The sequence below is a fragment of the Phocaeicola oris genome (assembly GCF_021295095.1).
Classification (GTDB): domain Bacteria; phylum Bacteroidota; class Bacteroidia; order Bacteroidales; family Bacteroidaceae; genus Phocaeicola; species Phocaeicola oris.
In genome coordinates this window covers 1-21,220 of the sequence record NZ_JAJLQX010000001.1, presented here as the reverse complement: position 1 = coordinate 21,220, position 21,220 = coordinate 1, and the positions used below count along the sequence as shown (strand labels likewise).

Here is a 21,220-nt window from a genome sequence, read left to right as displayed (position 1 = left end):
TGACCCACACTCCGGTCCAATAAAAAGTGGAATGAACGTGAGAATCCAATAATCAAAGAAGACAAAAGATGACAATACTTGAAGCAATAGAATCACGTCATAGCGTGAGGAGGTACCTGCACAAACCTCTGGAACAGGACATCATTGACACGTTACAGGCGAAGGTGGACAAATGCAATGCCCGGGGCTGTCTGCACATACAACTGGTCACCAACGAGACGAAAGCTTTCACAGGTATCTTCGCCTACGGCTCTTTCTCAGGCGTGGAGAACTATTTCGTGATGGTAGGGAAAAAAGAGGATGGACTTGACGAGCGTATCGGGTACTATGGCGAACAGCTTGTACTGTTAGCACAGCAGTTGGGACTGAATACTTGCTGGACCGGTCTCTCCTATCGTAAGGTAAAAGGTGCCTACGATTTGGGCCAGGACGAAAAGATCTGCTGCATGATAGCTCTCGGATATGGAGAGAACCAAGGCATGAAGCATAAGATCAAAACCTTTGAACAGGTAAGTAACGCCAGCGATCTCACCCCATCTTGGTTCAAGGATGGAGTGGAAGCAGCCTTGCTTGCTCCTACCGCTGTCAACCAACAGAAGTTCTCGTTCGAGTATCTGGGAAATAAAGGCGGTCATCACCTTGTTAAGGCCGACAAAGGTTTCTCTATGATTGGCTATACTCACATGGACTTGGGCATTGCCAAGCTCCATTTCGAGATTGGTGCCGGAAAGGACAAGTTCGATTGGGTTTAGATAAACACAACAAGTATGAACATCGAAGAGGAAAGACAATATACGCTATCACGGAATGAGCGAATGACGGAAGAGCTGTTCGCCGAAGAATGGATCCTTGGCGAATCGAAGGCAAATGGTTCCTGCTGATGCAGTTGGACGCGCCAAAAGTGGCAGTAAACCTAAGAAAAACAAATGAGGGTATAACTCCTACTGATCACATGAATAAGCAACATTGGAGTGACCTCTATTTGAAGTAATTTGATGATGACTTCGTAAAGAAACAGATACAGACTTCCTATCGCCTCGTGGTGAGTAAATTACCAAAGAAAATAAGAGAATCAGTGAAATAATAGTTAAGCTACATGGACAGAAACAAACAGATTATCCGCACAAGCATTATCGGCATTGTGGCCAATGTGCTGCTGGCTGGATTCAAGGCGGCAGTGGGACTGCTGGCAAGCAGCATCGCTATTGTGATGGACGCAGTGAACAACCTGAGTGACGCGCTCTCGTCGGTCATCACCATTGTGGGCACGAAACTTTCGGAGCGCAATCCCGACCGCAAGCATCCATTCGGCTATGGACGCATCGAGTATTTCAGTGCTATCATCATTGCCATTATCGTACTGATAGCCGGTTTCACCTCGCTCATCGAGTCGGTGAAAAAAATCTTCAATCCCTCGGAGCCGGAATATACCACGGTGACGCTGACGGTCATTATCGTGGCCATCCTCGTGAAACTCATCCTTGGTCGCTACGTTAAAGGCAAGGGCGATCAGTTAAAGAGCGATTCGCTGATTGCCTCTGGAGCTGATGCGTTGTTTGATGCCGTGGTGACACTCTCCACACTCATCTCTGCCGGCATCATGCTGCTGTGGGGTATCAATCTCGACGGCATCTTTGGTACACTCATCTCACTGATCATCATCAAGGCCGGCGTGGAGATGCTTGGTTCGCCAGTCAGCCAATTGCTTGGCGAGAGCATCCCGAAAGATCTTTATCACCAACTGCGTGAGGAAGTGATGCATGACCATCAGGAGGTGAATGGTGTTTATGACATCATCCTGAATTACTACGGTCCCGGCACCATCATTGGCTCAATGAACGTCAGTGTACCCGATACGATGACGGCCCGTGAGATTCACGGACTGACACGCACTATTTCTACAGAAATGGCTGATCGCCATGGTATGATTATTAATGTGGGTATCTACGCCACGCACACAGGAAAGATGGGCGAACTACAGGAAAAAGTGACAGCCACTGCCAAAGCCATTCCTCATGCGCTCTACGTCCATGCCTTCTATGTCTATGAAGAGCAGCACTGCATTACTCTCGATGTCATTCCTGACGATGATGTTCACAATGACGGTGAGTTCCAGCAATTAGTAGCAGATACGCTCCACCAGCAATTCCCTGACTATGAGTTCATGGTGGTCATCGATCATAATTATACTGAATAAGAGGATTGAGCATGAACGATTTCAAACTTATTCCTCTTTGCGAAGAAGCAATGCCTTGCCTCTGTTCAAGGGCATCGACGAATGCAGTTATGAAGAGTTCTGCTATGCCCAGCGCGTAGGAGTTGTGGCACCCTTTTATCTCGCAAAGCTCTTCAAGGATTCCATGCCTAAAGGAAGCAGTATCATCAACATTTCTTCTTCGCGTGACCGCATGAGCCAGCCGCAGACGGAGAGCTATACGGCGGCAAAGGGAGGTATTGTAGCACTGACCCATGCAATGGCCGTGAGCCTCGGTCCGAAAATAAGAGTTAACTCCATTTCCCCCGGATGGATAGACACGGCATACATGGTCTATGAAGGTGCTAATGCTGTTCAGCAGCCTTGCGGACGTGTGGGCAACCCGCAGGACATCGCCCAAATGGTACTCTTTCTCTGTAGTGAGAAAGCCGATTTCATTACGGGCGAGAACATCTGCATAGACGGTGGCATGACCCGGCAGATGATTTATCATGGTGATAACGGTTGGACATTAACCCCCAAACAACTATAAAATGAAAATGATACCACTGAAAAGAAAATCATAAGAAAAGTAAAGATATCCTTATAAACCGCTTAAAATCAAGTATTAAAATATACAAGAATTTTTTCTTTTTCTTGTATTACATTTGGAATATTTGCAGTTTTTTTCGTAAATTTGTCCTCCAGATATCCCCGGAGATTACAATGAAGGTTCAGATTTTTATCTTCAGGGGACAGAATTAGTGTCCCTCGGAGAGACATAAAGTGATTATCTTTTAATTCAAGTAGAACTATAGCAGAAAAAATGACAATTGCTCAAAAGGAACAAGTGAAACTCCACGAGAACGTTCATTTATTGCACCGTAGATACAAATATTCGAATATGGGATTGGAGGACACATGGCGTAATATAATATCGATCAGAACAAATACCAATGGATTGAGCCAAGAGCCATAGCACATTTGATAGATGAGTCAGATTGATATGCAAAGTGGGCTCAGTATCTAAATATTAGATACGGTTATGATATGGCATTTCAATAAATCAAACAATGAATATATGATTAAAATGTATGTGATGCAGACCTGTCCCGACTGTGAGTACGTGGAAAAGCAGGTGGAAGGAAATCCTAACTTTGAAATTATCGATATAGGTAAGCACGTTAGAAACCTAAAGGAGTTTATTAAGCTCCGCGATACCAATCCCGTTTTTGATGAAGCTAAGGCGATGGATGATATAGGCATTCCTTGCTATGTGCTTGAAGATGGCACGGTGACTCTATATTCGAAAGATGTTGGATTGGAACCACGACCTCAGACAAATGGTACTGCCTGTAGTATTGATGGCAAAGGATGCTGATAACTTAAAAATTGCAGAGAAATGAAAGTCATTATCACAGGAACAACAGGATATGTGGGTGAGGGAGTATTGCTCTCATGCCTCGATAATCCGGAGATAACGGAAGTGCTCAGTGTGAGCCGAAGGTCAACAGGCAGGACTCATCCCAAGCTGAAGGAACTTCTGATAAAAGATTTCATGACGCTTTCCAATGGCGATGAGCATCTGCAAGGATATGATGCTGTGTTCTATTGCATGGGCGTGAGTAGCGTAGGTATGAACGAGAAGGATTATTCCGTGCCATGCCATGATATACCTGTACATTTCGCCGGGGTGATAGAGCAGCGGGAGAATACAACATTCATCTATGTTACTGGTGGCGGTGCGGAACTGGACCCTGATAGCAAAACAATGTGGGCTCGTGTAAAGGGCAAGACAGAAATGGAAATCAAGGCAATGGGATTTAAGGACTATTATGGTTTCCGCGTGATGGTGATGAAACCCTACGAAGGTCAGGCTGCAAGTCCCAAAATCATTCGAATGTCCCAAATTATGTATCCCATCATGCGCATCTTCGGTCAAACTAACACCATGGATGAGGTGGCAAAAGCAATGATTGCGTGTGCCAAGGGTAACTGCGACCACTATGCGGTAACAGTTAAGGATGTGACCAATTTAGCAAGAAAATAGAAACTTATGAATATATTGACAGACATATTTGTTGTGCTTGTAGCAATCGAGTTCGTGTATATCTTCTACCTCGAAACGATAGCAACCACATCGAAGAAAACTTCCGAGACTTTTGGTATCAGTCAAAAAGCCTTGGATGGAAGAAACGTAAACGTGCTTTTGAAGAATCAGGGAGTGTATAATCTTCTCATTGCCATGATGCTTTTGATAGCGTTGTTCTTCATGCACTCCAAAGGGACTATAATCCTTCTTCTGAATTATATCATTCTTGTGGCAGCTTACGGAGCCGTCAGCTCTGATCCAAAGATTTTCCCGAAGCAGGGAGGACTGGCACTTATAGCACTTATACTATTGTTGATATTCGGTATCTGATATGGAAATAGAGAATTTCAAACTTATTCCTCTTTGCGAAGAAGATATGAAACAATTCAAACACGACATACAGGAAGCATTTCAGTACGGTGCTGAGGATGTCATGGGCAAAGTAGATGGTGAAATTCTTCCCGAGAAAGACATCAATATGTGCCTTGCCATGAAGGATGCCGCTGCATACGAAGCCATAGTAAATGGAACTATGGTGGGTGGAGCCATTGTGGTAATAGACAAAAATTCGCAGCATAATGAGTTGGGATTCCTTTTTGTGAAGCGTGGCGTACAGAGCCGTGGAGTTCTTCAACAAACTTCATCAAAATCCGCATGATAATTGGGAAGCAGAGCATCCCGCGATGGACGATGAGTTTGAAGGAGCATTCAGATTTGAAAAGGTAATGATATGAGTAAACTGAATATACCCAAGATACGATTTCAGACCCAGCATTTGGTGGGTTCAAAGATGACGAATCCTGCAGAGGTCGTTTCGTGGATGGGAGCCGTGCAAACTCAACAAGCCAAGATGGCGATGATGACCGTGGCAATAAGAATGCAGAAGGGCTCGACAGAAGATGTCGTCGATGCGTTAAATCAAGGCACAATCCTGCGTGCCCATATTCTTCGACCAACATGGCATCTGGTTGCGGCAGAGGACATACAATGGATGTACGAACTCTCACGTGACTATTTACACCGGACATGTATGCAATATCTTATCAGCTACAAGTATCGTTATAATGTGTTGAGGAAGAAAGACGAGTGGAAGACATATTCCAATAATGATATTTTACAACCAGTTCTTCTTGACAAGGGAAAGGTTATTGGTAATTGGAAACAAGAAGAGACTAAAGTCACAAAGACGCTATGGACATAGAAGAAGTAAGAGAATACGCGCTGACCATGCCAAGAGTAACAGAAGATTTACCTTTCGGTCCTGATGTGTTGACATTCAGAATCGGTGAGAAGATATTTATGGCTATAGGCTTGGATTCAGAAGAGCCCAAGATTACGATCAAGTTGGAACCTGACTTTGCCGAAGAACTTCGTGAGCATTACGACGGAGTCAAACCTGCTTTTCACTGGAACAAGAAGCATTGGAGCGACATCTACCTTGACCATATTGATGATGAATTGGTGAAAGAATGGATAAAAAGGTCATACGACCTTGTCTATTCCAAGTTATCCCGAAAGATAAAAGAAACATTATGAGGTACTCAGGTATTATATATTCATATTAGCTTTCGTAACTGTCGTGTCATTTACAAACTGTACCACAAAGAAAATGGAACTTATCCGTAAGACTGAATTGATTGCGCAAGAAGAAAAAATCAGCTTCCAACCAGTGAACAATTATTTCTTCCGCAATGATGCTACCATCCCTGAATCTCCATTGATTACAACTCAGAGGCAGTTTGACAGTCTTTTCTGGGCTGCTGCTTTCATGGGTAAAGACTGTGAACCCTCTAAAGTTGACCTCTCCAAATAAAGTATCATCACCGTTGTAAAACCATCGTCAATGGCATCAATGAACATGAGTGTTTCATAGGTCTATTTTTATTAAAAGTCTTTTTTGGTCAAAATTTATCGTTATATTTGCAATATCAAAGAATGTAACAACGAAAAAACAGATATTTTATATGAGGTATCATTATCCATTCGGTGAAGAGCTTCATCCATTAGTACAACAAGACAGAACACCCAAGAAGGCTTTTATTCTTGGAGTTTATGCAAGCGCAGTACATGCAAAATGGAAGATAGAAAACAAAATCATCTGCCAGGCACTTGCAGTTGCCAGTGAGCCTCGAATTTTCTGGGATGGTAATCAACAAGAAGCTACTGACATTATCCGCAGAATTAATATTCCAAAAGAACTTGGCACATTAGAACCCACAGGAGCCCACTTGAACGGACCATCTGCCAAAACATTAGATGAACATATTCTTTCTCCATTAGGATTTACAAGGTCAGACACATGGCTTTGTGATCTTCTGCCAGAAGCCCGGCTTAATCCAAGCCAAGAAAAAGTAATCAGTGAGAGATATAACCCTCTCATAAAGCAATATGGGCTGAATGAAGTAACAATACCTCTTAGGTCAAAAGAATTTTGTAATGAACAACGTGCCAACGAGATTTCGAGTGAGTTGGAAGAATCTGGGGCAAATTTGTTAGTCTTGCTTGGTGACATACCTATTCAGCAATTTCTAAATAAGGTGACAGAAATCCAATATAGCAGTCTCCAACAATATGTGGATTTATTCGGATATGGTACAAGTACGGAGGTTGTTATTAACAAAAGGAATTTGCAAGTTTTACCTTTAGCCCATCCTCGGCAAATAGGAGCGTTAGGTGCTCATAGTAAAAAATGGCATGAAACCCATTTGGCATGGGAAAGCAAAATTAGATAGATACTGTCCAAGACAAATAAGAAGATTATTCATTTTGAACATATCTTTTTATTTAAATAAAAAATGATCTATCGTATTTGTTCTCTTTTTCAGCCATTTTCTATATCAAATACCCGATAACTACCATCCAAAGTACAAGTAGTAACGGCACAAGTATTTTGAACTTCCAATGTTGTGTCTTGTGCCGGAATACCTTCATACCGATAAATGCGCCCAATGCACCACCAGTAACGGCAAGCAGTATCAATGTGGCTTCAGGGATGCGCCAACGATGATACCGTGCCTTCCACTTATCAATACCGTAAGTGATAAAGGCAATAAGATTGATCATTATAAGATATATAATTGCAAACTGCAGCATAACGTTACAGAGTCATAGCCTCATTAAAATTTCTTTTCCATCCATCTATTCATGCCGTCCGTCAATCTTGCATGCAATAGGTGTATCACTATTAACAATTTCGTATTCAGAATGCCGTTCCAACCAAGCCACGGCATACGAGCATGTTGCGGCAATCTTATTCCCGTCAGCAAGAATCTTGTCAACGGCCATTTTTACCAACTGTCCTGCGATGCCCTGACCACGCAAAGAACCGTCCACAAAGGTGTGGTCTATGGTGGCAACACCATTCTCTGTCGGGAATGTTACTTCCGCAATCACTTTACCACTATCATCTGTCGCATAAATGCGATCATTTTCTGTTATATAATTCATCATCTTTTCTTATATCATTTTTACCATTACTGAACCAAGATATACGGTAATGAAGCCAAAGGTTACGCTTCCACCCATATACAGGGCTGCATAAATTATATTACCACTATGTACTAATCCCAAGCTCTCGTTCATGAATGTGGAGAAAGTGGTGAATCCTCCGCAAATACCCACAGTAAGCAGAAGTCGCATATCGGGACTAAGCACATTGGTGCGCTCAAAAACACCATAAAGCAGACCGATAAGCAGGCATCCCATGACATTTACTACCATTGTCCCCCATGGGAATACGCCCGCGGTATGTATCTGAATATATTTCGACATCAAAAACCGCCCTACTGATCCCATCGCACCACCAAAGGCTACATATATGATACTTTTAAACAATGCTGTCATACTATTCTACATTTTTCATCCTGAAACGTGCAAAACATGAGAGCACCACTCTCTTGTCTACATATCCCATTGTTTCGATAATTATTTCTTTCATCGCTCACGCTTTTTCTATTTAAACATCTTTCTATAAATCATTCTGAAAAATAGGAAAAGCACGGCATTCAGTATCAATACTGATATAATAAGCAACGCTATGTCATCATCAATATGCACCATCGCATCCACAATTCGCACATAAAAGCGAGTGATTACCAGATGTAATAGAATAAAGATGAACGTACATCCTGCCTTTTTCTTCTTCTCGTTACTCATCAGATTTAATTTGAAATGATTGATTTACCCATCTCATATACCCCATTATGTGCCTATGACCTATCTTATTGTTGAGAATTGTCTTCTTCCAATTCCATGGCAATTTCAATTACTAAGCGCGAATTTAGATATTTTTTTTGTTAAAATCACTTTGCGATGTCCTAAAGAATTATTTTTTATCTGGGTTCATTAACCATATCGTAAAGAGAGTGAGAAAAGTGATACGGATGAATCGATCAACTCATACGCATGAACCGACAAACTCATCCGCATGAACCAAGCAACTCATCCGCATCACTTTCCATACTCTCATGCATCAGAACAATAACTATTATAGGTCGGTTTTCCAAAAGTCATATATCCAACTAAAAAGAAGTAATGATGTATTGCGCTCTTTATAAAAAACGAGTCACATACCAGCCCATAAAACTTTGAACACTATCATTCTTTCTACAATTTTTCTTATAATCATTATTCTTAAATTATCTTATTTCTTACATTATTTTCCATTGGAAATTTGTCTATATGTATAGAACAACATATATTTGCGACAATTTTCCGATAGAATATTATTTATAAGAATAAATGAATATAAAATGAAACTGACCACTATACGAAATATGCCGCATATTTAAAGACATGTTTCCAATAACCTACTAAGTAAAATAAATAAAATGGAATCAAGAGTAAAAGAAGCAGTAAATAAAAAGCAGGCGGGATATAATTGCGCACAAGCCATAGCATGTACGTATTGCGACTTCACAGGTATGGATGAGGATACCATCAAGAACGTAACCAATGCCTTTGGTGTAGGCATGGGATGTATGGAAGGGACATGTGGCAGTCTGGTTGGAGCAGGTGTTGTGCTTGGTCTTACTCGTAAAGATAAAATACAGTCAATGAAAGAAATGAAAATTATCATGGACAAATTCAAAGCAAGAAACAGTTCTACCATTTGCAAGGAACTGAAAGGCATTGAAACCAAGAGGGTACTTCGCCCATGCAATAATTGTGTGGCTGATACCGCGGAGTTTTTAGAAAATCAGTTGAATTTATAAATATGACATAATATGCAAAAAAAAGTAATAATGACAGTAATGATGGGGTTGATGCTCTTCAACACCGGTTGCGCGCAAAAGAATAAGAATCTGAATGCGGTGAATAATGAACAAATAAAAAAAGAAAAGAAAATGAATGTAACAGAATTAACATTAGATGCCTTCAAAAATAAGATCATGGATTATGAGGCAAATCCGGAAGAATGGAAATATAAGGGTGAACGTCCTGCCGTTATTGATTTTTATGCTGTATGGTGCGGTCCGTGTAAGGCAACAGCGCCAATAGTAGATTCTTTGGCCAAGGAATATGATGGTAAGGTAGACTTCTACAAGGTAGATGTTGACAAACAACAAGAACTGGCTGCCATGTTCGGCGTCCGTTCCATCCCTTCACTCCTATTCATTCCTTTAGAGGGACAGCCACAGATGCAAGTTGGCGCCATGAATCGCATGAACTTCAACGAAGCAATAAAAACCATCTTGCTTAAATGAACAGAGACTGTCTTTGTCATATCCGAGATATCTATCGCTCGATAGCTGCCTTTGAACATACACTGCAGCAGAATTTCAGCCTCAATATCAATGAGGCTATGCTGCTGTGTATTGTATCCGAACACGAGAATATCTCATCCGGTGAACTCGCTGAGGAGATGGGACTATCCAATTCTAACATGTCAAAAGTCATTGCTTCAATGGAGAAGCAGCGACTCATCGACCGTCATGCATGCAAAGAAGACCTGCGGTGCATGAAATTCAGCATCACAAAGAAGGGTGAACAGCTTCTATCTGAAATCAACTGCGACAACGTGAAGCTGCCTGAATGTATTCAAAAATTAGTTTCAAAAGATAAATAAAGAAGAAGAAAAGAGAATCTGATTATTTAACCATCGGTCGTCGGGATATGATAACCTACCCTTTATCCATCATAAAAAGAGAATCGGGAAGAGCAAACTCTTCCCGATTCTCTTTTATACTGTATCCCTCTCTGCAAGGAAAAGATTAGAAATTATCTATATGAATCTCGAAATAAGCTTGCGGATGGGCACATACCGGACATACTTCAGGAGCTTTCTCACCAACTACAATGTGACCGCAGTTACGACACTCCCAAACCTTCACTTCACTTCTTGCAAATACCTCTTGCATTTCAACATTCTTCAAAAGAGCACGATAACGCTCCTCATGGCGCTTTTCGATAGCCGCAACAAGACGGAACTTCTTAGCCAATGCAGTAAAACCTTCTTCTTCCGCAGTCTTAGCAAAACCATCGTACATATCTGTCCACTCATAATTTTCGCCTGCTGCCGCAGCTTCCAAATTCTGTTTTGTATCGCCAATGCCATTCAGTTCTTTAAACCAAATCTTAGCATGTTCTTTCTCATTATCAGCAGTCTTCAGAAACATCTCCGCGATTTGCTCAAATCCCTCTTTCTTTGCCTTTGACGCAAAATAGGTGTACTTATTACGTGCCTGACTCTCGCCTGCGAAAGCAGCTTCCAGATTCTTCTCGGTCTGGGTACCGGTATACTTTGTAGCCATATTCGATAAATTTTAAAAAAGTTATAGTAGTTATCTGTCGCAAAGATATTGATTATTTACCAAACATCAAGTGTTTTTATAAAAAGATAATGACTGATTTTAGTAAGAATATATTTAAAAACGGTTAAAATTCCATCCTATTTATTCTTCATCTATGATTTACTTTCGCTTTTCAAATAATAATCCATACATTCGCAGACTAATTGAAAATAAGCGACAAAGTTATGACTTATAAAGACCTACAGAAATGACACAGGTTTGGATTAGTGCCTTAGGGTTATGCGGAGCAACCATCATAGGAGCATTCTTAGGCTTTCTTGTCAAGGAACTGCCACATAAATGGAATGACACATTACTCGGATACTGTGCCGGCATCATGCTGGCTGCCTCCACTTTAGGACTGATCGTTCCGGCTTTCGACCTCTGTCCTCCTTCCGGCTGGTGGATGATTGTGGTTGGAGTGATGGTCGGTGCTCTCTTCTTAAATCTTTTAGATTTTGTAACGCCTCATCTGCACCATATCACAGGGTTAGATCCCGAGCAACATGCCAACAACAGCACCATCAACCATATCTTACTCTTTGTTATGGCCATCGCGCTTCACAAGTTGCCTGAAGGAATAGCCGCGGGAGTCAGCATGAGTGATACCTCAGAGCCATCATGGAGTGTATCGTTCGGTATTGCTCTGCAAAATATTCCGGAAGGTATGGTAATCATCGCTCCCCTATTGCTTGCCGGAGTCAGCCAAGCGCGCACTTTAGCCATTTCCTTTGTAATCGGAATGCTTGAAATCATTGGAGTGTGGATCGGGTTTGGTTTGGGCACGGCTTCACAATCTTTCCTTCCTGCCATGCTGGGCTTCGCCGGTGGAGCCATGCTTTATATTATAAGCGATGAAATGATTCCCGAGACTCACGCTCATGGATACCAAAAACAAGCGACCTATGCATTGCTGCTTGGGTTCATGACACTTCTTCTCTTTGAAAAAATTTTTGAATAACAAACCATATCATTATAAAATCATGGAAATTGGAGACAAAATACCTGAGATTCTTGGCATAGACCAAAACGGGAAAGAAATAAAATCAAGCGACTACAAAGGTCGTAAATTGATACTCTACAGCTATCCCAAAGCAAATACCAGCGGCTGTACGGCAGAGGCTTGTTCACTTCAGGCACATAAAGCAGAATTGGCTGCTGCCGATTACGAGATAATTGGCGTGAGCAAAGACAAAGTAGAACAACAAAAGAAGTTCGCGGATACACAAGGCTTGGAGTTTTCACTCATCGCTGACACTGATACAACCTTACTCCAAGCACTTGGAGCATGGGGTGAAAAGGTTTTGTATGGGCGACATTATTTTGGCATATTACGCACTACTTATTTAGTGAACGAAGAAGGTATCATCGAAAAAATATTCACACCGAAAGAAATCAAGACCAAGATTCACGCGGAACAGATCTTAGATTATATCAAGAAATAAACAATACAAGTTAGAAATCATAATATAAAGAGGCTGTCTCATATTCATATTTTGTTTTGAGACAGCCTCTTTATTTATATCAATCCGTCACTTATTTCTCTACTGTATAAGATCCACTCTTATATTCTTTAACTTCTGTCTCACCCGGAAGCGTAACTGACGCAGTGGCACCTTCAGGGACAGTAAAACTCCAAGTCCACTTATCACCATCATACTTCCACTCACTCTTAATCAGACCGGCAGCAGAATTATATTCAGCCTTTATATAACCTAAACGTTTGTCCGGAACAGGACGCATAATAATATGCTTAAATCCGGGAACGGCAGGGTCGGCAGCAATACCGGCAGCAGTCTCCCAAATCCACTGACATACACAACCGTATGCATAGTGATTGAAACTGTTCATACCCGATGGTCCCATGCCTTTATCAATCATGTAACTGTTCCAACGCTCCCAGATAGTAGTAGCGCCGTTATCAACAGAATATAACCAGCTTGGATTCTTGCGCTGGAAAAGCAACTCATAAGATATGTCGGCCATACCATTATCCGTCAATGTCTGCATCAGAATAGATGTTCCCAAGAAACCTGTTTGAAGACAATTGCCATGTTCTTTAAAGTTATCACGCAAATGGGCAATCATATTCTCTTTAGCCTGACCTTCAACCAGATTATTTTTCAAAGCGAACAAAGCAGGAGTCTGCATAGTATTCAAAATCGGAACCTTAAATTCTCCATTTTCATTTAAGAAAGTAGCTTTCAAATACGCTTTCGCGTCATCCTCCATCTTCTGATAAACAGCTGCGTCACGACCGGTAGCTGTTGCCATATCGCGCATCATTCCGGCATCGATAGCCCAATAAGAAGCACTCAGATAGTTCCAGTAATCCACAGCGTCAGCCTTAGGACCACGCTTGCCCGATTTATCAACCTCGAATGCCAAGCCGCCACAGCTCTCCAGAGGCTCATAGCTCAACCAGTCAGCCCATTGATAATTACCGTTCTCTTCAATGTGTGCTTTATGATCATATTTCGTATCATTGACGTATGTCATATACTTATTCATTGCTTCCCAGTTCTCGTCAACAATCTGATTATCACCAAACTGCTTCCAGACAGTCCAAGGAACAATTATCCCTGCGTCAGCCCAACCGACACGCATCATATCGCCACCATATTGAGCAGTAGGAGCAACACCCGGAAATCCGCCCTTCTCACTCTGAGAGTCACGCATGTCACGCATCCATTTATGGAAGAACTTATCGGTATTGGCAAAGAATGTACCTGTTTCGGTAAATACCTGAGTATCGGCTGTCCAGCCCAAACGCTCGTTACGCTGAGGGCAGTCGGTAGTAACTGACAGATAGTTAGAACGCTCACCCCATATCGTATTCGAAATAAGTTGATTGATCAAATCATTACCGGTAGTTATCGTACCTATTTCCAAATCCTTGGCAATAGAAGTCACCGGAACTGATTGAATGGATTTAATACGAACTTCATCGGTAGCTGTTACGGATACGAAACGATATCCGAAGAAGGTACAACGCGGGTAGAATGAAACAAATCCTTCATTATTACCAAATGTATATATCAGCTGCATCCCTTGATCGGGAGTTCTCAGGTTGGTACGGTGACAACTTCCCTCCGGACCATCCATGCCACGACTCTTGGCTCCATTACCATCGTTCAGCAATTCTGCCGGAAGACAAGTAAGGACAGTTCCTTCTTTAGCGTTGAATTCAAATGAAGGTACGGCAGCTGCATTCTGACCAAAATCAACGACAAGTGTCTCGCCCTGTTTAACAACTATTTCTTCTCCATGAGTAAATTCTTTAGAAATAACGACCTTACCAAAAGCATCATCCGTTACGCCCTCTACGTCCTTCCATACATAAGCTTTAACCGGAGCAAGGGCTAAATCCTGACGCAGATAAATCTCCGCTCCGTCCGAAGGAAGAATCTCACCATTGAACTCATTATTCTGCTCAGGTTTACTTAACTTCTCCGGAGTTTCATACCCCGGCTTGATACGAGCGTCGTAAACCTCACCGTCAAAGATAGCCGCATGTAGAACAGGACCGGCTATTCCGGCTTTCCAATCTTCTACATTCGTGCCATAGAGTTTTTTACTGCCATCGGCAAAGGTATATTCCAATACACCACGGAAAGCACATTTCTTTCCAATCATTCCCACATGGTCGCCCGGAGTAACAATCTTATCGGCCCACCATCCCGGAGTGACCTGAACAGCAAACAAGTTCTCATTGTCTGCCTTATTATCAATGGCATCCGTAACATCGTAAGTAAACGAACGTTTCGTCTTAGCATAATGTGTGAATCCCGGTTTCAGAAACTCGTTACCTACTTCTTTACCATTGATATACAACTCATACACACCGAGTCCGGCAGTCATCCACTTTACCGAAGTGACTTTCTTCTCGTTCTTAATAGTTGAAGCAAAAAAACTTGCCCCATCGGCAGCACGACAAACGTTGCCTTTAATGGTATCGGTTACAACCGAGGCATTAACTGCTGAAATCCAAATGGATTGATCCCATGCGGAATTATCCAGCGCACTGGTTCGCATGCCTGCGTAGTCTTTCACTACATTGCCTTGCTTTTCGCATCCTGTCAGAGGAACAAATGCAACAAGCGCTACAATTGCAATACTCTTTAAAATGTTTGCTTTCATCTTTTTGATATGTTTTTCAATTCTTGGTATGTCTTTCGATGAGGTGGTAAAGGTAAATAATATATTTTAAATCCCAATCCAATCTTAACAGAAATCATCCTATATCCTGATAAAAAAAATGATGAGAACGAGACAATCTGACTATCTGCTTTAATGATTATTAACTCATGACCGACACAATTGTTACCGAAAAAAGATTTCCACCCTCTTATCTTTGCACAAAACAAATAATATTATGGCAAAAAAAATTGATTTCAACAGCTCTGTCTATGAGCTGACAAAACAGTATCCGGAATTGATAGAAATCCTATCATCAATTGGATTTACTGAAATCCGCAAGAAGTTTATACGAGAGTCGGTAGGCAAACTGATGACTATACCTAAGGGTGCTAAAATGAAAGGTATCAGTATGGATCTGATTACAGATACACTTATCTCTAACGGATTTGAACTCGACCGGATAGCACTGCTGAAAAGCTACCTCCATCGACTTAGTCAGGGAGAGGATCTGGAGAGCGTACGTGCCGATTTTGTAGACAACTTTAAAAACGTGGAAGCCGCCGAAATTATGCGTGCCGAACAGGAATTGATGGCTGAAGGCGAACCGCTGAAAAATGTACAAAGACTCTGTGATGTCCATTCCGCTCTCTTTCATGGCGCTACAATGGAAGAGAAAATACTCCATGCTGAAAAAGAAGTGGAGGCTTCAATTAAGCGGGAACAGGAGAAAACCATCGCTATGGCTAACACCAATACAGGGAAATGTACCTCTCTTATAGCTATAGAAGGGCATCCGCTACAAACGTTCACACGCGAAAACAAGGCGTTGAAGAAACTCATCGAAAAGGCACGCAAACAATTGGGACGACAGGAAGACCCTACCGATACGCTGAAACGTATCCGACAGGTAGCCATTCATTATGCCAAGAAAGGGGATTTGCTTTATCCGCATTTGAAAGTGAAATACGGCATTACCGGACCATCGGAGGTAATGTGGACCGTAGATGATGAAATCAGGGACGAATTCGCGTCCTTACTGAAAAGCACAGAACAAAACGATGAATGGAAAGAAAGGGTAAGAGCAGTCTTACAACGGTCAAACGAAATGATATATAAAGAGGATAATATACTCTTTCCAATCTGCGCGGCTAACTTTACCGATGAGGAGTGGGAACAAATTTACCGTGACGCGAAAGATTATGCTCCCTGCCTTGGCGTAGAAAGTGTTATGTGGGAGCAGGCAGAAAAAAGACAGATTGTTCTGCCCGATCATCAAGGAGAAGTGGTGATGCCCGGTGGACATCTCACAGTGGAACAACTCACTGCTTTGCTGAATACCATCCCATTAGAAATCAGTTTCGTGGACGATGGAAACATCAACCGTTACTTTAATGAGGGACCGAAAGTGTTCAAACGCCCGGCTATGGCTGTCGACCGCGAAGTATTCACTTGTCACCCGCCAAAGATAGAACCTATGGTACGTACCATCATCAAAGAATTTCGGGAGGGCAAACGCAATCAAGTTCCTATATGGATGGAGAAAAACGGACGAACCATGTTGGTTACCTATACTGCTGTTCGAGATAAGGAAGGACATTATGTGGGTACAGCCGAATTTGTTCAAGATATGGAATTTGCAAAAGAGCACTTTATGCATTCTACCAATAAAAACAAATAACGAAACTCCGGAATTTTTCCAAGTCGAATTGGAAGGATCAGAAATTCTTGGTACTTTTGCGATATAAAGGAAAAAATGATAGATACGCTGACCGTTTTGTCGACTTGCCCCTTGTTCTCCGGATTCGAGCCAAAGGAAATAGAAGATGTATTGCTGAAAATATTTTATCGTATAGTGGAGATTCCCGCTAAAGAGATTTATACGCTGGCCGGTAACCCCTGCAAGTACGCGGACATCATTATAGATGGTGAGATGATAGCCCGTATGGAAGGACTGTCGGGAAAGCAGGTGCAAATAGACCGATTGCAAGAGGGTACGCTTATTGCTCCGGCTTTTATCTTCGCAAAAGACAATGCCATGCCGGTAAATGTGGAAACCTCCCGCCCTACCCGTTTACTCCGCATGGCACCATCTGAACTGAAAAAGCTTATGGACGAAAACGAACGTATACGGATGAACTTTATCCGGCAATTGTCTATTATCAATGTGTTTCTTACTCGGAAAATGCGGATGTTATCGCTTTTCTCCGTACGCGAAAAGGTGGCTTATTTCCTTATTTCGGCAGCTCAGCATCAGGGGAGTCGTACGATAAGAATCGATAAGTCGCGGCAGGAAATAGCCGATATGTTCGGCATTCAGAAATTCTCTCTGCTCCGTTGCCTCTCTGAATTTGAAGAGTCGGGAGCTATTCGCGTTGAAGGTCGCGAAATCACCATACTCAACTCCGATAAATTAAAGTAAAACGCTACGGCCACAGTCATCGAATGGGAATATGGCACCTATCTTCAAAGAAAACGATATGTACGAGTTATCGAATTCATCAGAAGTTTCTGAAAAGTGACGCGGATGAGTTGATCAGTTCATGCGGATGAGTTGATCGATTCATGCGGACGAGTTGATCAGTTCATGCGGATGAGTTGATCAGTTCATGCGGATGACTTTTCTCGATGATATATATCAATTTTTCCATTCTCTTGTTGAGTTGATGATTTTCCCCGTATCTTTAATTGCCGATATTACCAATGTCTCCAAGTCATTTCAGTATCGAAGCGAAAACTCCAATGATAGGCTGCCAAGATTTTTATATATTTTAACATAAAAGAACATATAATGTTCGGGCGGTTTCAACATGCAAATGCACCGCCCGCAAAGTTAAAGAATATTTTCGTAAAAACACTCAAAAGGGGTACGAAAATTTAATTTTTCTCTTGGGCGACGGTTTATTTTGTCAGCAACTTTGGTAACAAACTGATGACTGATATTTTCAAAAGTGGATGATTTGGGGATATATTGCCTGATAAGACCGTTCTGATTTTCAATCGAACCTTTTTGCCATGATGAATACGGATCGGTGAAGTAGACCGTAACACCCAATTTTTTTGTAATGTATTCATGACAGGCAAACTCCAAACCGTTATCAGTCGTTATTGATTTAAGGAAAGCTTTATATGGCATTAGTATTCGAACAACCGTCTTTGCAAGTTCTTTAGCTTCTTTTCCTTTGTTCAACTTTCTCATAAACAACATGCCTGTGCTTTTTTCAGTAAGGGTCAGTATGGCTCCATGGTTCCCTTTGCCTACAATGGTGTCCATCTCGAAATCACCAAAGCGTCTACCATCTGCTTCTTCCGGTCTTTCGCTTATATTTACCCTATTACAAATAATTGATCCACTGCCACTTACTGGACGTGCCCGGTGTTTAAGTTTATGACGACAGTAAAGATACAAAGACCCTCCATTCTTCTTGTCTGTGCGGATGATCTTGTATATAGTCTCATGAGATATTGACATACCCCGTTCCTTTAAAACTGCCGAAATCTGTTCCGGCGACCACTGTTCTTCCACTAATAGCCGCACTGCTTCATCCTTTATCTCTTGAGAAATAGCGCGGTTGCCTGGTCTTCGTATCTTTCTATAATCGGCATTTTTCTGGGCAGTCTCCCAATTATAAGTTCCACGGACTCCGCTGTTGCGATTGATTTCACGAGTAACGGTAGAATGATTAACTCCTATCGAGTCTGCTATCTTTGCCCTGCTCCATCCGTTTTGAATAAAAGTTGAAATTGCGTATCTTTGCTGTGAAGTTAAATGGTTGTACATAAATGTATAATCTGTTACTTAATGAGATAATTGATCTTATTATTTTAATTAAATAATTTTAACACGAGGCTTATAATGCCTATGTTTATGATTTTTTAATACTTACGCTTTGTAGTCTTTTTTATTCAATAGGCTACTGCAAAAAGTCTCTTCCTGTATTATTTATTTGATGTATATCTATCTTTCCATTTCCGTTTCTGGTTTCGACCTCACTTTCGTCCGCTTGTAGTCATCCATCGACTTTTATTCTGCAAAAGTATCGCAGGCAGGGAACACGGCAAACACCGGAATGCTTCCTATTGGCGGAAAACTTTTCATGACCCTCCGAAATCAAAGATTGCGGTTTCCTGAAAACTTTTACCGGCCAATTCTTTGCCTTAGGTTCCCTTAAAGCCTACGATCTTACCTTGCACATAAAAGGTTCGAGATGACGGTTACACCGGAATGATAAAAAAAAGTTCGGGTCGAAGAAACGAAAAACCTATAAAAAGGTTGAGAATCGGGAGGCCCAGAATAAATAACAACTTCATAAAATAATAGATTATGTCAAACAACGAAATGATTTTAGCAGCATTAGGTTTTTCTAATTGGGACAGTCAGTTAGATGAGTTCAAAACCAACTTCGGTTATGATTGGACAGGTGAAGACTTGGACGAAGCGATAGAGGTGGCCGGATACAACACCTCAAATGTGAGAAATTGCCTCATGGAAATACTTTGGCTTAAAGTCGTTTATTACTTTGTTGACACAATGGATTGCAGCCGAGAAATGTTCGACAGCTATATCAACGGATCGCTTGATACCCATTTTTATTACAACGGGACAGAAGTCAAGTCTGAAGAGGAACTTTGGAAACTTGTAAACGCAGCATAAAAACAACTCAAAAATAGGATTTGCAAAATTGTTGAATAGTTTGTACCCTATAAAACAAGATAATGACTGTGTTTCATAAAATGAATATCAAACAAATGAATAAAGAAATTCACTATAAATGCCGGTGTACAGGTCAGAGATTTACATTTAAGGAATGGTGTAACTATTTGAAAGGGAATCCACCAAAGGTTGTGCATACATATAAAGAATTTTGTTTCAATATTGCCGATGTGTGTCTGACACCACATATTAAAATTGATTGGGCTAAAAAAGTCTGTTTCTTTAAGGTTACAACAGCGCAATCAGACAATGGGCGATGGGACTTTGGACTTAGTTATAATTTTTGGACACAAGGCGGTTGCTGTGGTGCAACTTATATTGACACACTAAAAGACGGTTACAATACCGAGAAAGAAGCTGTCTCCGCTGCCTTAAACCGTGTAGAGGAAAATTGTCAACGGGTCATTGACGAAATTCTATTCAGAGACGGTGACCCGAATGATGATGATGCAAACAAACTCGAAACAAGAGGTTCGTCTGCTCTTCCAATACTTAAGGATACGATGAATAAGATTAAGTCTTACAGAAAATTGTTCAACCCCTGCCAATTAGAACTGTTTTAATTTATAAATAACACACTATGCTTAGGTTTCCAAGAATAGAAGTCATCAAGCGAACAATTTATGTTCCGATTTATCGAGAAAGTTACGAAGTGCAGACTATGCGCCCTAACCGACCGATGCAAAGCAAATTTGGCATGAGCAAGACACAAGCCAATGCTTATTCAAAGCGTATGTTGGCTCTTCTGAAAAAGGAAGGATATGATAAAGCCGTATTCAAGTCTGTACTGATTGATTTACGGAAATTTGTTTTATGAAGTTTCCACGCTCCTATATGTCTAATTGTATGGGAGCGTGGTTTTTTCGGTGGGGCTTACCGCCCCACACCCTGATTATGAACCGGCTCCCTTTAAGATTGAAGTCAAAGACATTGTCGAATCCCGTCCGCCGGGGTCGCTTTCACCTTCCGGCACGCCACAGGAAAAAGCTCCCAAAAGCGGAAGGGCAGAGACTTGCAGACACTGCCCACATTGTTGGATATAGAGTACTTACCTTTCTTTCTATATAGCGGCATATCTTTATTGCCGCATTCCTATATTTCCATATTGTCATATAGGTGCATTCTTGTATAGCTGTATATACGTATATATGGCTATACGAACATGCATCTATGCGGATTGCCTTGCAGACCTTATAGTGGTACATCCCTTTTCCGTCTCCTACCATGGCACGGCTTGCAGCCTTCTTCAACCATTGTCTTTGAAACTTCCGCTCTTCCTCCCTGACGGTGGA

General features: G+C 41.6%; 29 protein-coding genes. 21 read left to right on the top strand and 8 right to left on the bottom strand.

What is annotated here, in order from left to right; translation table 11 throughout:
• Positions 1 to 68: 68 nt before the first annotated feature.
• From LO761_RS00145 to LO761_RS00095, 11 genes are all read left to right on the top strand, one after another.
• A complete protein-coding gene (locus LO761_RS00145) occupies positions 69 to 752 on the top strand; it encodes a nitroreductase family protein (RefSeq protein WP_272816311.1) in 684 nt (227 codons plus the stop codon).
• A gap of 344 nt (positions 753 to 1,096) precedes the next feature.
• Positions 1,097 to 2,197 carry a cation diffusion facilitator family transporter gene (locus LO761_RS00140; protein ID WP_272816310.1) on the top strand — a complete coding sequence of 367 codons (1,101 nt, stop codon included), beginning with the start codon at positions 1,097 to 1,099 and terminating at the stop codon, positions 2,195 to 2,197.
• A complete protein-coding gene (locus tag LO761_RS00135) occupies positions 2,157 to 2,747 on the top strand; it encodes an SDR family oxidoreductase (protein ID WP_272816309.1) in 591 nt (196 codons plus the stop codon). Before LO761_RS00140 ends, LO761_RS00135 begins: the two co-directional genes overlap by 41 nt.
• A 528-nt stretch (positions 2,748 to 3,275) precedes the next feature.
• Positions 3,276 to 3,575, top strand: coding sequence for a glutaredoxin (locus tag LO761_RS00130; RefSeq protein WP_272816308.1), 300 nt, complete (start codon positions 3,276 to 3,278; stop codon positions 3,573 to 3,575).
• Positions 3,576 to 3,596: 21 nt separating this feature from the next.
• On the top strand, positions 3,597 to 4,244 hold the full coding sequence (locus LO761_RS00125) for an NAD-dependent epimerase/dehydratase family protein (RefSeq protein ID WP_272816307.1): 648 nt from the start codon (positions 3,597 to 3,599) through the stop codon (positions 4,242 to 4,244).
• Between the two features lie 6 nt (positions 4,245 to 4,250).
• Positions 4,251 to 4,616 carry a DUF1304 domain-containing protein gene (locus tag LO761_RS00120; protein WP_272816306.1) on the top strand — a complete coding sequence of 122 codons (366 nt, stop codon included), beginning with the start codon at positions 4,251 to 4,253 and terminating at the stop codon, positions 4,614 to 4,616.
• A 1-nt stretch (position 4,617) separates the two neighbouring features.
• A complete protein-coding gene (locus tag LO761_RS00115; protein WP_272816305.1) occupies positions 4,618 to 4,944 on the top strand; it encodes a hypothetical protein in 327 nt (108 codons plus the stop codon).
• Positions 4,945 to 5,016: 72 nt separating this feature from the next.
• Positions 5,017 to 5,487, top strand: coding sequence for a DNA glycosylase AlkZ-like family protein (locus LO761_RS00110; RefSeq protein WP_272816304.1), 471 nt, complete (start codon positions 5,017 to 5,019; stop codon positions 5,485 to 5,487).
• Positions 5,478 to 5,822: an MmcQ/YjbR family DNA-binding protein gene (locus LO761_RS00105; RefSeq protein WP_272816303.1), complete on the top strand. Its 345-nt coding sequence runs from the start codon at positions 5,478 to 5,480 to the stop codon at positions 5,820 to 5,822. Before LO761_RS00110 ends, LO761_RS00105 begins: the two co-directional genes overlap by 10 nt.
• Positions 5,823 to 5,895: 73 nt before the next feature.
• Positions 5,896 to 6,099, top strand: a complete 204-nt coding sequence (locus LO761_RS00100; RefSeq protein WP_272816302.1) for a hypothetical protein — start codon at positions 5,896 to 5,898, stop codon at positions 6,097 to 6,099.
• A gap of 151 nt (positions 6,100 to 6,250) precedes the next feature.
• Positions 6,251 to 7,018, top strand: a complete 768-nt coding sequence (locus tag LO761_RS00095) for a hypothetical protein (protein ID WP_272816301.1) — start codon at positions 6,251 to 6,253, stop codon at positions 7,016 to 7,018.
• A 100-nt stretch (positions 7,019 to 7,118) separates the two neighbouring features.
• Here LO761_RS00095 and LO761_RS00090 read toward each other — a convergent pair whose 3' ends face one another.
• From LO761_RS00090 to LO761_RS00075, 4 genes are all read right to left on the bottom strand, one after another.
• A complete protein-coding gene (locus LO761_RS00090) occupies positions 7,119 to 7,349 on the bottom strand; it encodes a DUF1294 domain-containing protein (RefSeq protein WP_272816300.1) in 231 nt (76 codons plus the stop codon).
• Between the two features lie 75 nt (positions 7,350 to 7,424).
• Positions 7,425 to 7,733, bottom strand: a complete 309-nt coding sequence (locus LO761_RS00085; protein ID WP_272816299.1) for a GNAT family N-acetyltransferase — start codon at positions 7,731 to 7,733, stop codon at positions 7,425 to 7,427.
• A gap of 9 nt (positions 7,734 to 7,742) precedes the next feature.
• Positions 7,743 to 8,129 (bottom strand): fluoride efflux transporter CrcB, encoded by a 387-nt coding sequence (crcB, locus tag LO761_RS00080; protein ID WP_272816298.1) that lies wholly within the window; start codon positions 8,127 to 8,129, stop codon positions 7,743 to 7,745.
• 108 nt (positions 8,130 to 8,237) lie between these two features.
• Positions 8,238 to 8,441, bottom strand: a complete 204-nt coding sequence (locus LO761_RS00075; protein WP_272816297.1) for a hypothetical protein — start codon at positions 8,439 to 8,441, stop codon at positions 8,238 to 8,240.
• 674 nt (positions 8,442 to 9,115) lie between these two features.
• On the opposite strand from LO761_RS00075, the gene LO761_RS00070 reads away from it, so the two are divergent.
• From LO761_RS00070 to LO761_RS00060, 3 genes are read left to right on the top strand one after another with little or no spacing between them, the layout of a single operon-like run.
• Positions 9,116 to 9,499, top strand: a complete 384-nt coding sequence (locus LO761_RS00070; protein WP_272816296.1) for a C-GCAxxG-C-C family protein — start codon at positions 9,116 to 9,118, stop codon at positions 9,497 to 9,499.
• Positions 9,500 to 9,511: 12 nt separating this feature from the next.
• A complete protein-coding gene (trxA, locus tag LO761_RS00065) occupies positions 9,512 to 9,991 on the top strand; it encodes a thioredoxin (RefSeq protein WP_272816295.1) in 480 nt (159 codons plus the stop codon).
• Positions 9,988 to 10,353, top strand: a complete 366-nt coding sequence (locus tag LO761_RS00060) for a MarR family transcriptional regulator (protein ID WP_272816294.1) — start codon at positions 9,988 to 9,990, stop codon at positions 10,351 to 10,353. The genes trxA and LO761_RS00060 overlap by 4 nt, the downstream gene beginning before the upstream one ends.
• A gap of 145 nt (positions 10,354 to 10,498) precedes the next feature.
• Here LO761_RS00060 and rbr read toward each other — a convergent pair whose 3' ends face one another.
• The gene (rbr, locus tag LO761_RS00055; RefSeq protein ID WP_272816293.1) at positions 10,499 to 11,038 is read right to left on the bottom strand and encodes a rubrerythrin; all 540 of its coding nucleotides are present in this window, start codon (positions 11,036 to 11,038) and stop codon (positions 10,499 to 10,501) included.
• A gap of 247 nt (positions 11,039 to 11,285) precedes the next feature.
• On the opposite strand from rbr, the gene LO761_RS00050 reads away from it, so the two are divergent.
• Positions 11,286 to 12,038, top strand: a complete 753-nt coding sequence (locus tag LO761_RS00050) for a ZIP family metal transporter (RefSeq protein ID WP_272816292.1) — start codon at positions 11,286 to 11,288, stop codon at positions 12,036 to 12,038.
• A 22-nt stretch (positions 12,039 to 12,060) separates the two neighbouring features.
• A complete protein-coding gene (gene bcp / locus LO761_RS00045; RefSeq protein WP_272816291.1) occupies positions 12,061 to 12,522 on the top strand; it encodes a thioredoxin-dependent thiol peroxidase in 462 nt (153 codons plus the stop codon).
• A gap of 91 nt (positions 12,523 to 12,613) precedes the next feature.
• Here the strand turns inward: bcp and LO761_RS00040 are convergent, their stop codons facing one another.
• Entirely contained in the window at positions 12,614 to 15,217 is a 2,604-nt protein-coding gene (locus LO761_RS00040; protein ID WP_272816290.1) for a family 78 glycoside hydrolase catalytic domain, read from the bottom strand.
• Positions 15,218 to 15,452: 235 nt separating this feature from the next.
• Here LO761_RS00040 and LO761_RS00035 point away from each other — a divergent pair, with 235 nt between their 5' ends.
• Positions 15,453 to 16,895 carry a DUF438 domain-containing protein gene (locus LO761_RS00035; protein WP_272816289.1) on the top strand — a complete coding sequence of 481 codons (1,443 nt, stop codon included), beginning with the start codon at positions 15,453 to 15,455 and terminating at the stop codon, positions 16,893 to 16,895.
• Between the two features lie 75 nt (positions 16,896 to 16,970).
• A complete protein-coding gene (locus LO761_RS00030) occupies positions 16,971 to 17,636 on the top strand; it encodes a Crp/Fnr family transcriptional regulator (RefSeq protein ID WP_272816288.1) in 666 nt (221 codons plus the stop codon).
• Between the two features lie 411 nt (positions 17,637 to 18,047).
• Here the strand turns inward: LO761_RS00030 and LO761_RS00025 are convergent, their stop codons facing one another.
• Complete coding sequence (locus LO761_RS00025; RefSeq protein ID WP_007411771.1) at positions 18,048 to 18,995, bottom strand: IS30 family transposase; 948 nt, start codon at positions 18,993 to 18,995, stop codon at positions 18,048 to 18,050.
• Between the two features lie 543 nt (positions 18,996 to 19,538).
• On the opposite strand from LO761_RS00025, the gene LO761_RS00020 reads away from it, so the two are divergent.
• The 3 genes from LO761_RS00020 (at position 19,539) to LO761_RS00010 (ending at position 20,745) form a co-directional block, all read left to right on the top strand.
• A complete protein-coding gene (locus tag LO761_RS00020) occupies positions 19,539 to 19,868 on the top strand; it encodes a hypothetical protein (RefSeq protein ID WP_025066698.1) in 330 nt (109 codons plus the stop codon).
• A gap of 95 nt (positions 19,869 to 19,963) precedes the next feature.
• Complete coding sequence (locus LO761_RS00015; protein WP_148299633.1) at positions 19,964 to 20,491, top strand: hypothetical protein; 528 nt, start codon at positions 19,964 to 19,966, stop codon at positions 20,489 to 20,491.
• 17 nt (positions 20,492 to 20,508) lie between these two features.
• On the top strand, positions 20,509 to 20,745 hold the full coding sequence (locus LO761_RS00010; RefSeq protein ID WP_025066696.1) for a hypothetical protein: 237 nt from the start codon (positions 20,509 to 20,511) through the stop codon (positions 20,743 to 20,745).
• A gap of 142 nt (positions 20,746 to 20,887) precedes the next feature.
• On the opposite strand, the gene LO761_RS00005 is transcribed toward LO761_RS00010, so the two are convergent.
• The coding region (locus LO761_RS00005; RefSeq protein ID WP_272816287.1) for a hypothetical protein at positions 20,888 to 21,220 on the bottom strand (333 nt) is incomplete at its 5' end.

Coding starts and splice junctions, on each gene's coding strand:
- LO761_RS00145 (WP_272816311.1), top strand. CDS start 69: ATGACAATACTTGAAGCAATAGAATCACGTCATAGCGTGAGGAGGTAC.
- LO761_RS00140 (WP_272816310.1), top strand. CDS start 1,097: ATGGACAGAAACAAACAGATTATCCGCACAAGCATTATCGGCATTGTG.
- LO761_RS00135 (WP_272816309.1), top strand. CDS start 2,157: ATGAGTTCATGGTGGTCATCGATCATAATTATACTGAATAAGAGGATT.
- LO761_RS00130 (WP_272816308.1), top strand. CDS start 3,276: ATGATTAAAATGTATGTGATGCAGACCTGTCCCGACTGTGAGTACGTG.
- LO761_RS00125 (WP_272816307.1), top strand. CDS start 3,597: ATGAAAGTCATTATCACAGGAACAACAGGATATGTGGGTGAGGGAGTA.
- LO761_RS00120 (WP_272816306.1), top strand. CDS start 4,251: ATGAATATATTGACAGACATATTTGTTGTGCTTGTAGCAATCGAGTTC.
- LO761_RS00115 (WP_272816305.1), top strand. CDS start 4,618: ATGGAAATAGAGAATTTCAAACTTATTCCTCTTTGCGAAGAAGATATG.
- LO761_RS00110 (WP_272816304.1), top strand. CDS start 5,017: ATGAGTAAACTGAATATACCCAAGATACGATTTCAGACCCAGCATTTG.
- LO761_RS00105 (WP_272816303.1), top strand. CDS start 5,478: ATGGACATAGAAGAAGTAAGAGAATACGCGCTGACCATGCCAAGAGTA.
- LO761_RS00100 (WP_272816302.1), top strand. CDS start 5,896: ATGGAACTTATCCGTAAGACTGAATTGATTGCGCAAGAAGAAAAAATC.
- LO761_RS00095 (WP_272816301.1), top strand. CDS start 6,251: ATGAGGTATCATTATCCATTCGGTGAAGAGCTTCATCCATTAGTACAA.
- LO761_RS00090 (WP_272816300.1), bottom strand. CDS start 7,349: ATGATCAATCTTATTGCCTTTATCACTTACGGTATTGATAAGTGGAAG.
- LO761_RS00085 (WP_272816299.1), bottom strand. CDS start 7,733: ATGAATTATATAACAGAAAATGATCGCATTTATGCGACAGATGATAGT.
- crcB (WP_272816298.1), bottom strand. CDS start 8,129: ATGACAGCATTGTTTAAAAGTATCATATATGTAGCCTTTGGTGGTGCG.
- LO761_RS00075 (WP_272816297.1), bottom strand. CDS start 8,441: ATGAGTAACGAGAAGAAGAAAAAGGCAGGATGTACGTTCATCTTTATT.
- LO761_RS00070 (WP_272816296.1), top strand. CDS start 9,116: ATGGAATCAAGAGTAAAAGAAGCAGTAAATAAAAAGCAGGCGGGATAT.
- trxA (WP_272816295.1), top strand. CDS start 9,512: ATGCAAAAAAAAGTAATAATGACAGTAATGATGGGGTTGATGCTCTTC.
- LO761_RS00060 (WP_272816294.1), top strand. CDS start 9,988: ATGAACAGAGACTGTCTTTGTCATATCCGAGATATCTATCGCTCGATA.
- rbr (WP_272816293.1), bottom strand. CDS start 11,038: ATGGCTACAAAGTATACCGGTACCCAGACCGAGAAGAATCTGGAAGCT.
- LO761_RS00050 (WP_272816292.1), top strand. CDS start 11,286: ATGACACAGGTTTGGATTAGTGCCTTAGGGTTATGCGGAGCAACCATC.
- bcp (WP_272816291.1), top strand. CDS start 12,061: ATGGAAATTGGAGACAAAATACCTGAGATTCTTGGCATAGACCAAAAC.
- LO761_RS00040 (WP_272816290.1), bottom strand. CDS start 15,217: ATGAAAGCAAACATTTTAAAGAGTATTGCAATTGTAGCGCTTGTTGCA.
- LO761_RS00035 (WP_272816289.1), top strand. CDS start 15,453: ATGGCAAAAAAAATTGATTTCAACAGCTCTGTCTATGAGCTGACAAAA.
- LO761_RS00030 (WP_272816288.1), top strand. CDS start 16,971: ATGATAGATACGCTGACCGTTTTGTCGACTTGCCCCTTGTTCTCCGGA.
- LO761_RS00025 (WP_007411771.1), bottom strand. CDS start 18,995: ATGTACAACCATTTAACTTCACAGCAAAGATACGCAATTTCAACTTTT.
- LO761_RS00020 (WP_025066698.1), top strand. CDS start 19,539: ATGTCAAACAACGAAATGATTTTAGCAGCATTAGGTTTTTCTAATTGG.
- LO761_RS00015 (WP_148299633.1), top strand. CDS start 19,964: ATGAATAAAGAAATTCACTATAAATGCCGGTGTACAGGTCAGAGATTT.
- LO761_RS00010 (WP_025066696.1), top strand. CDS start 20,509: ATGCTTAGGTTTCCAAGAATAGAAGTCATCAAGCGAACAATTTATGTT.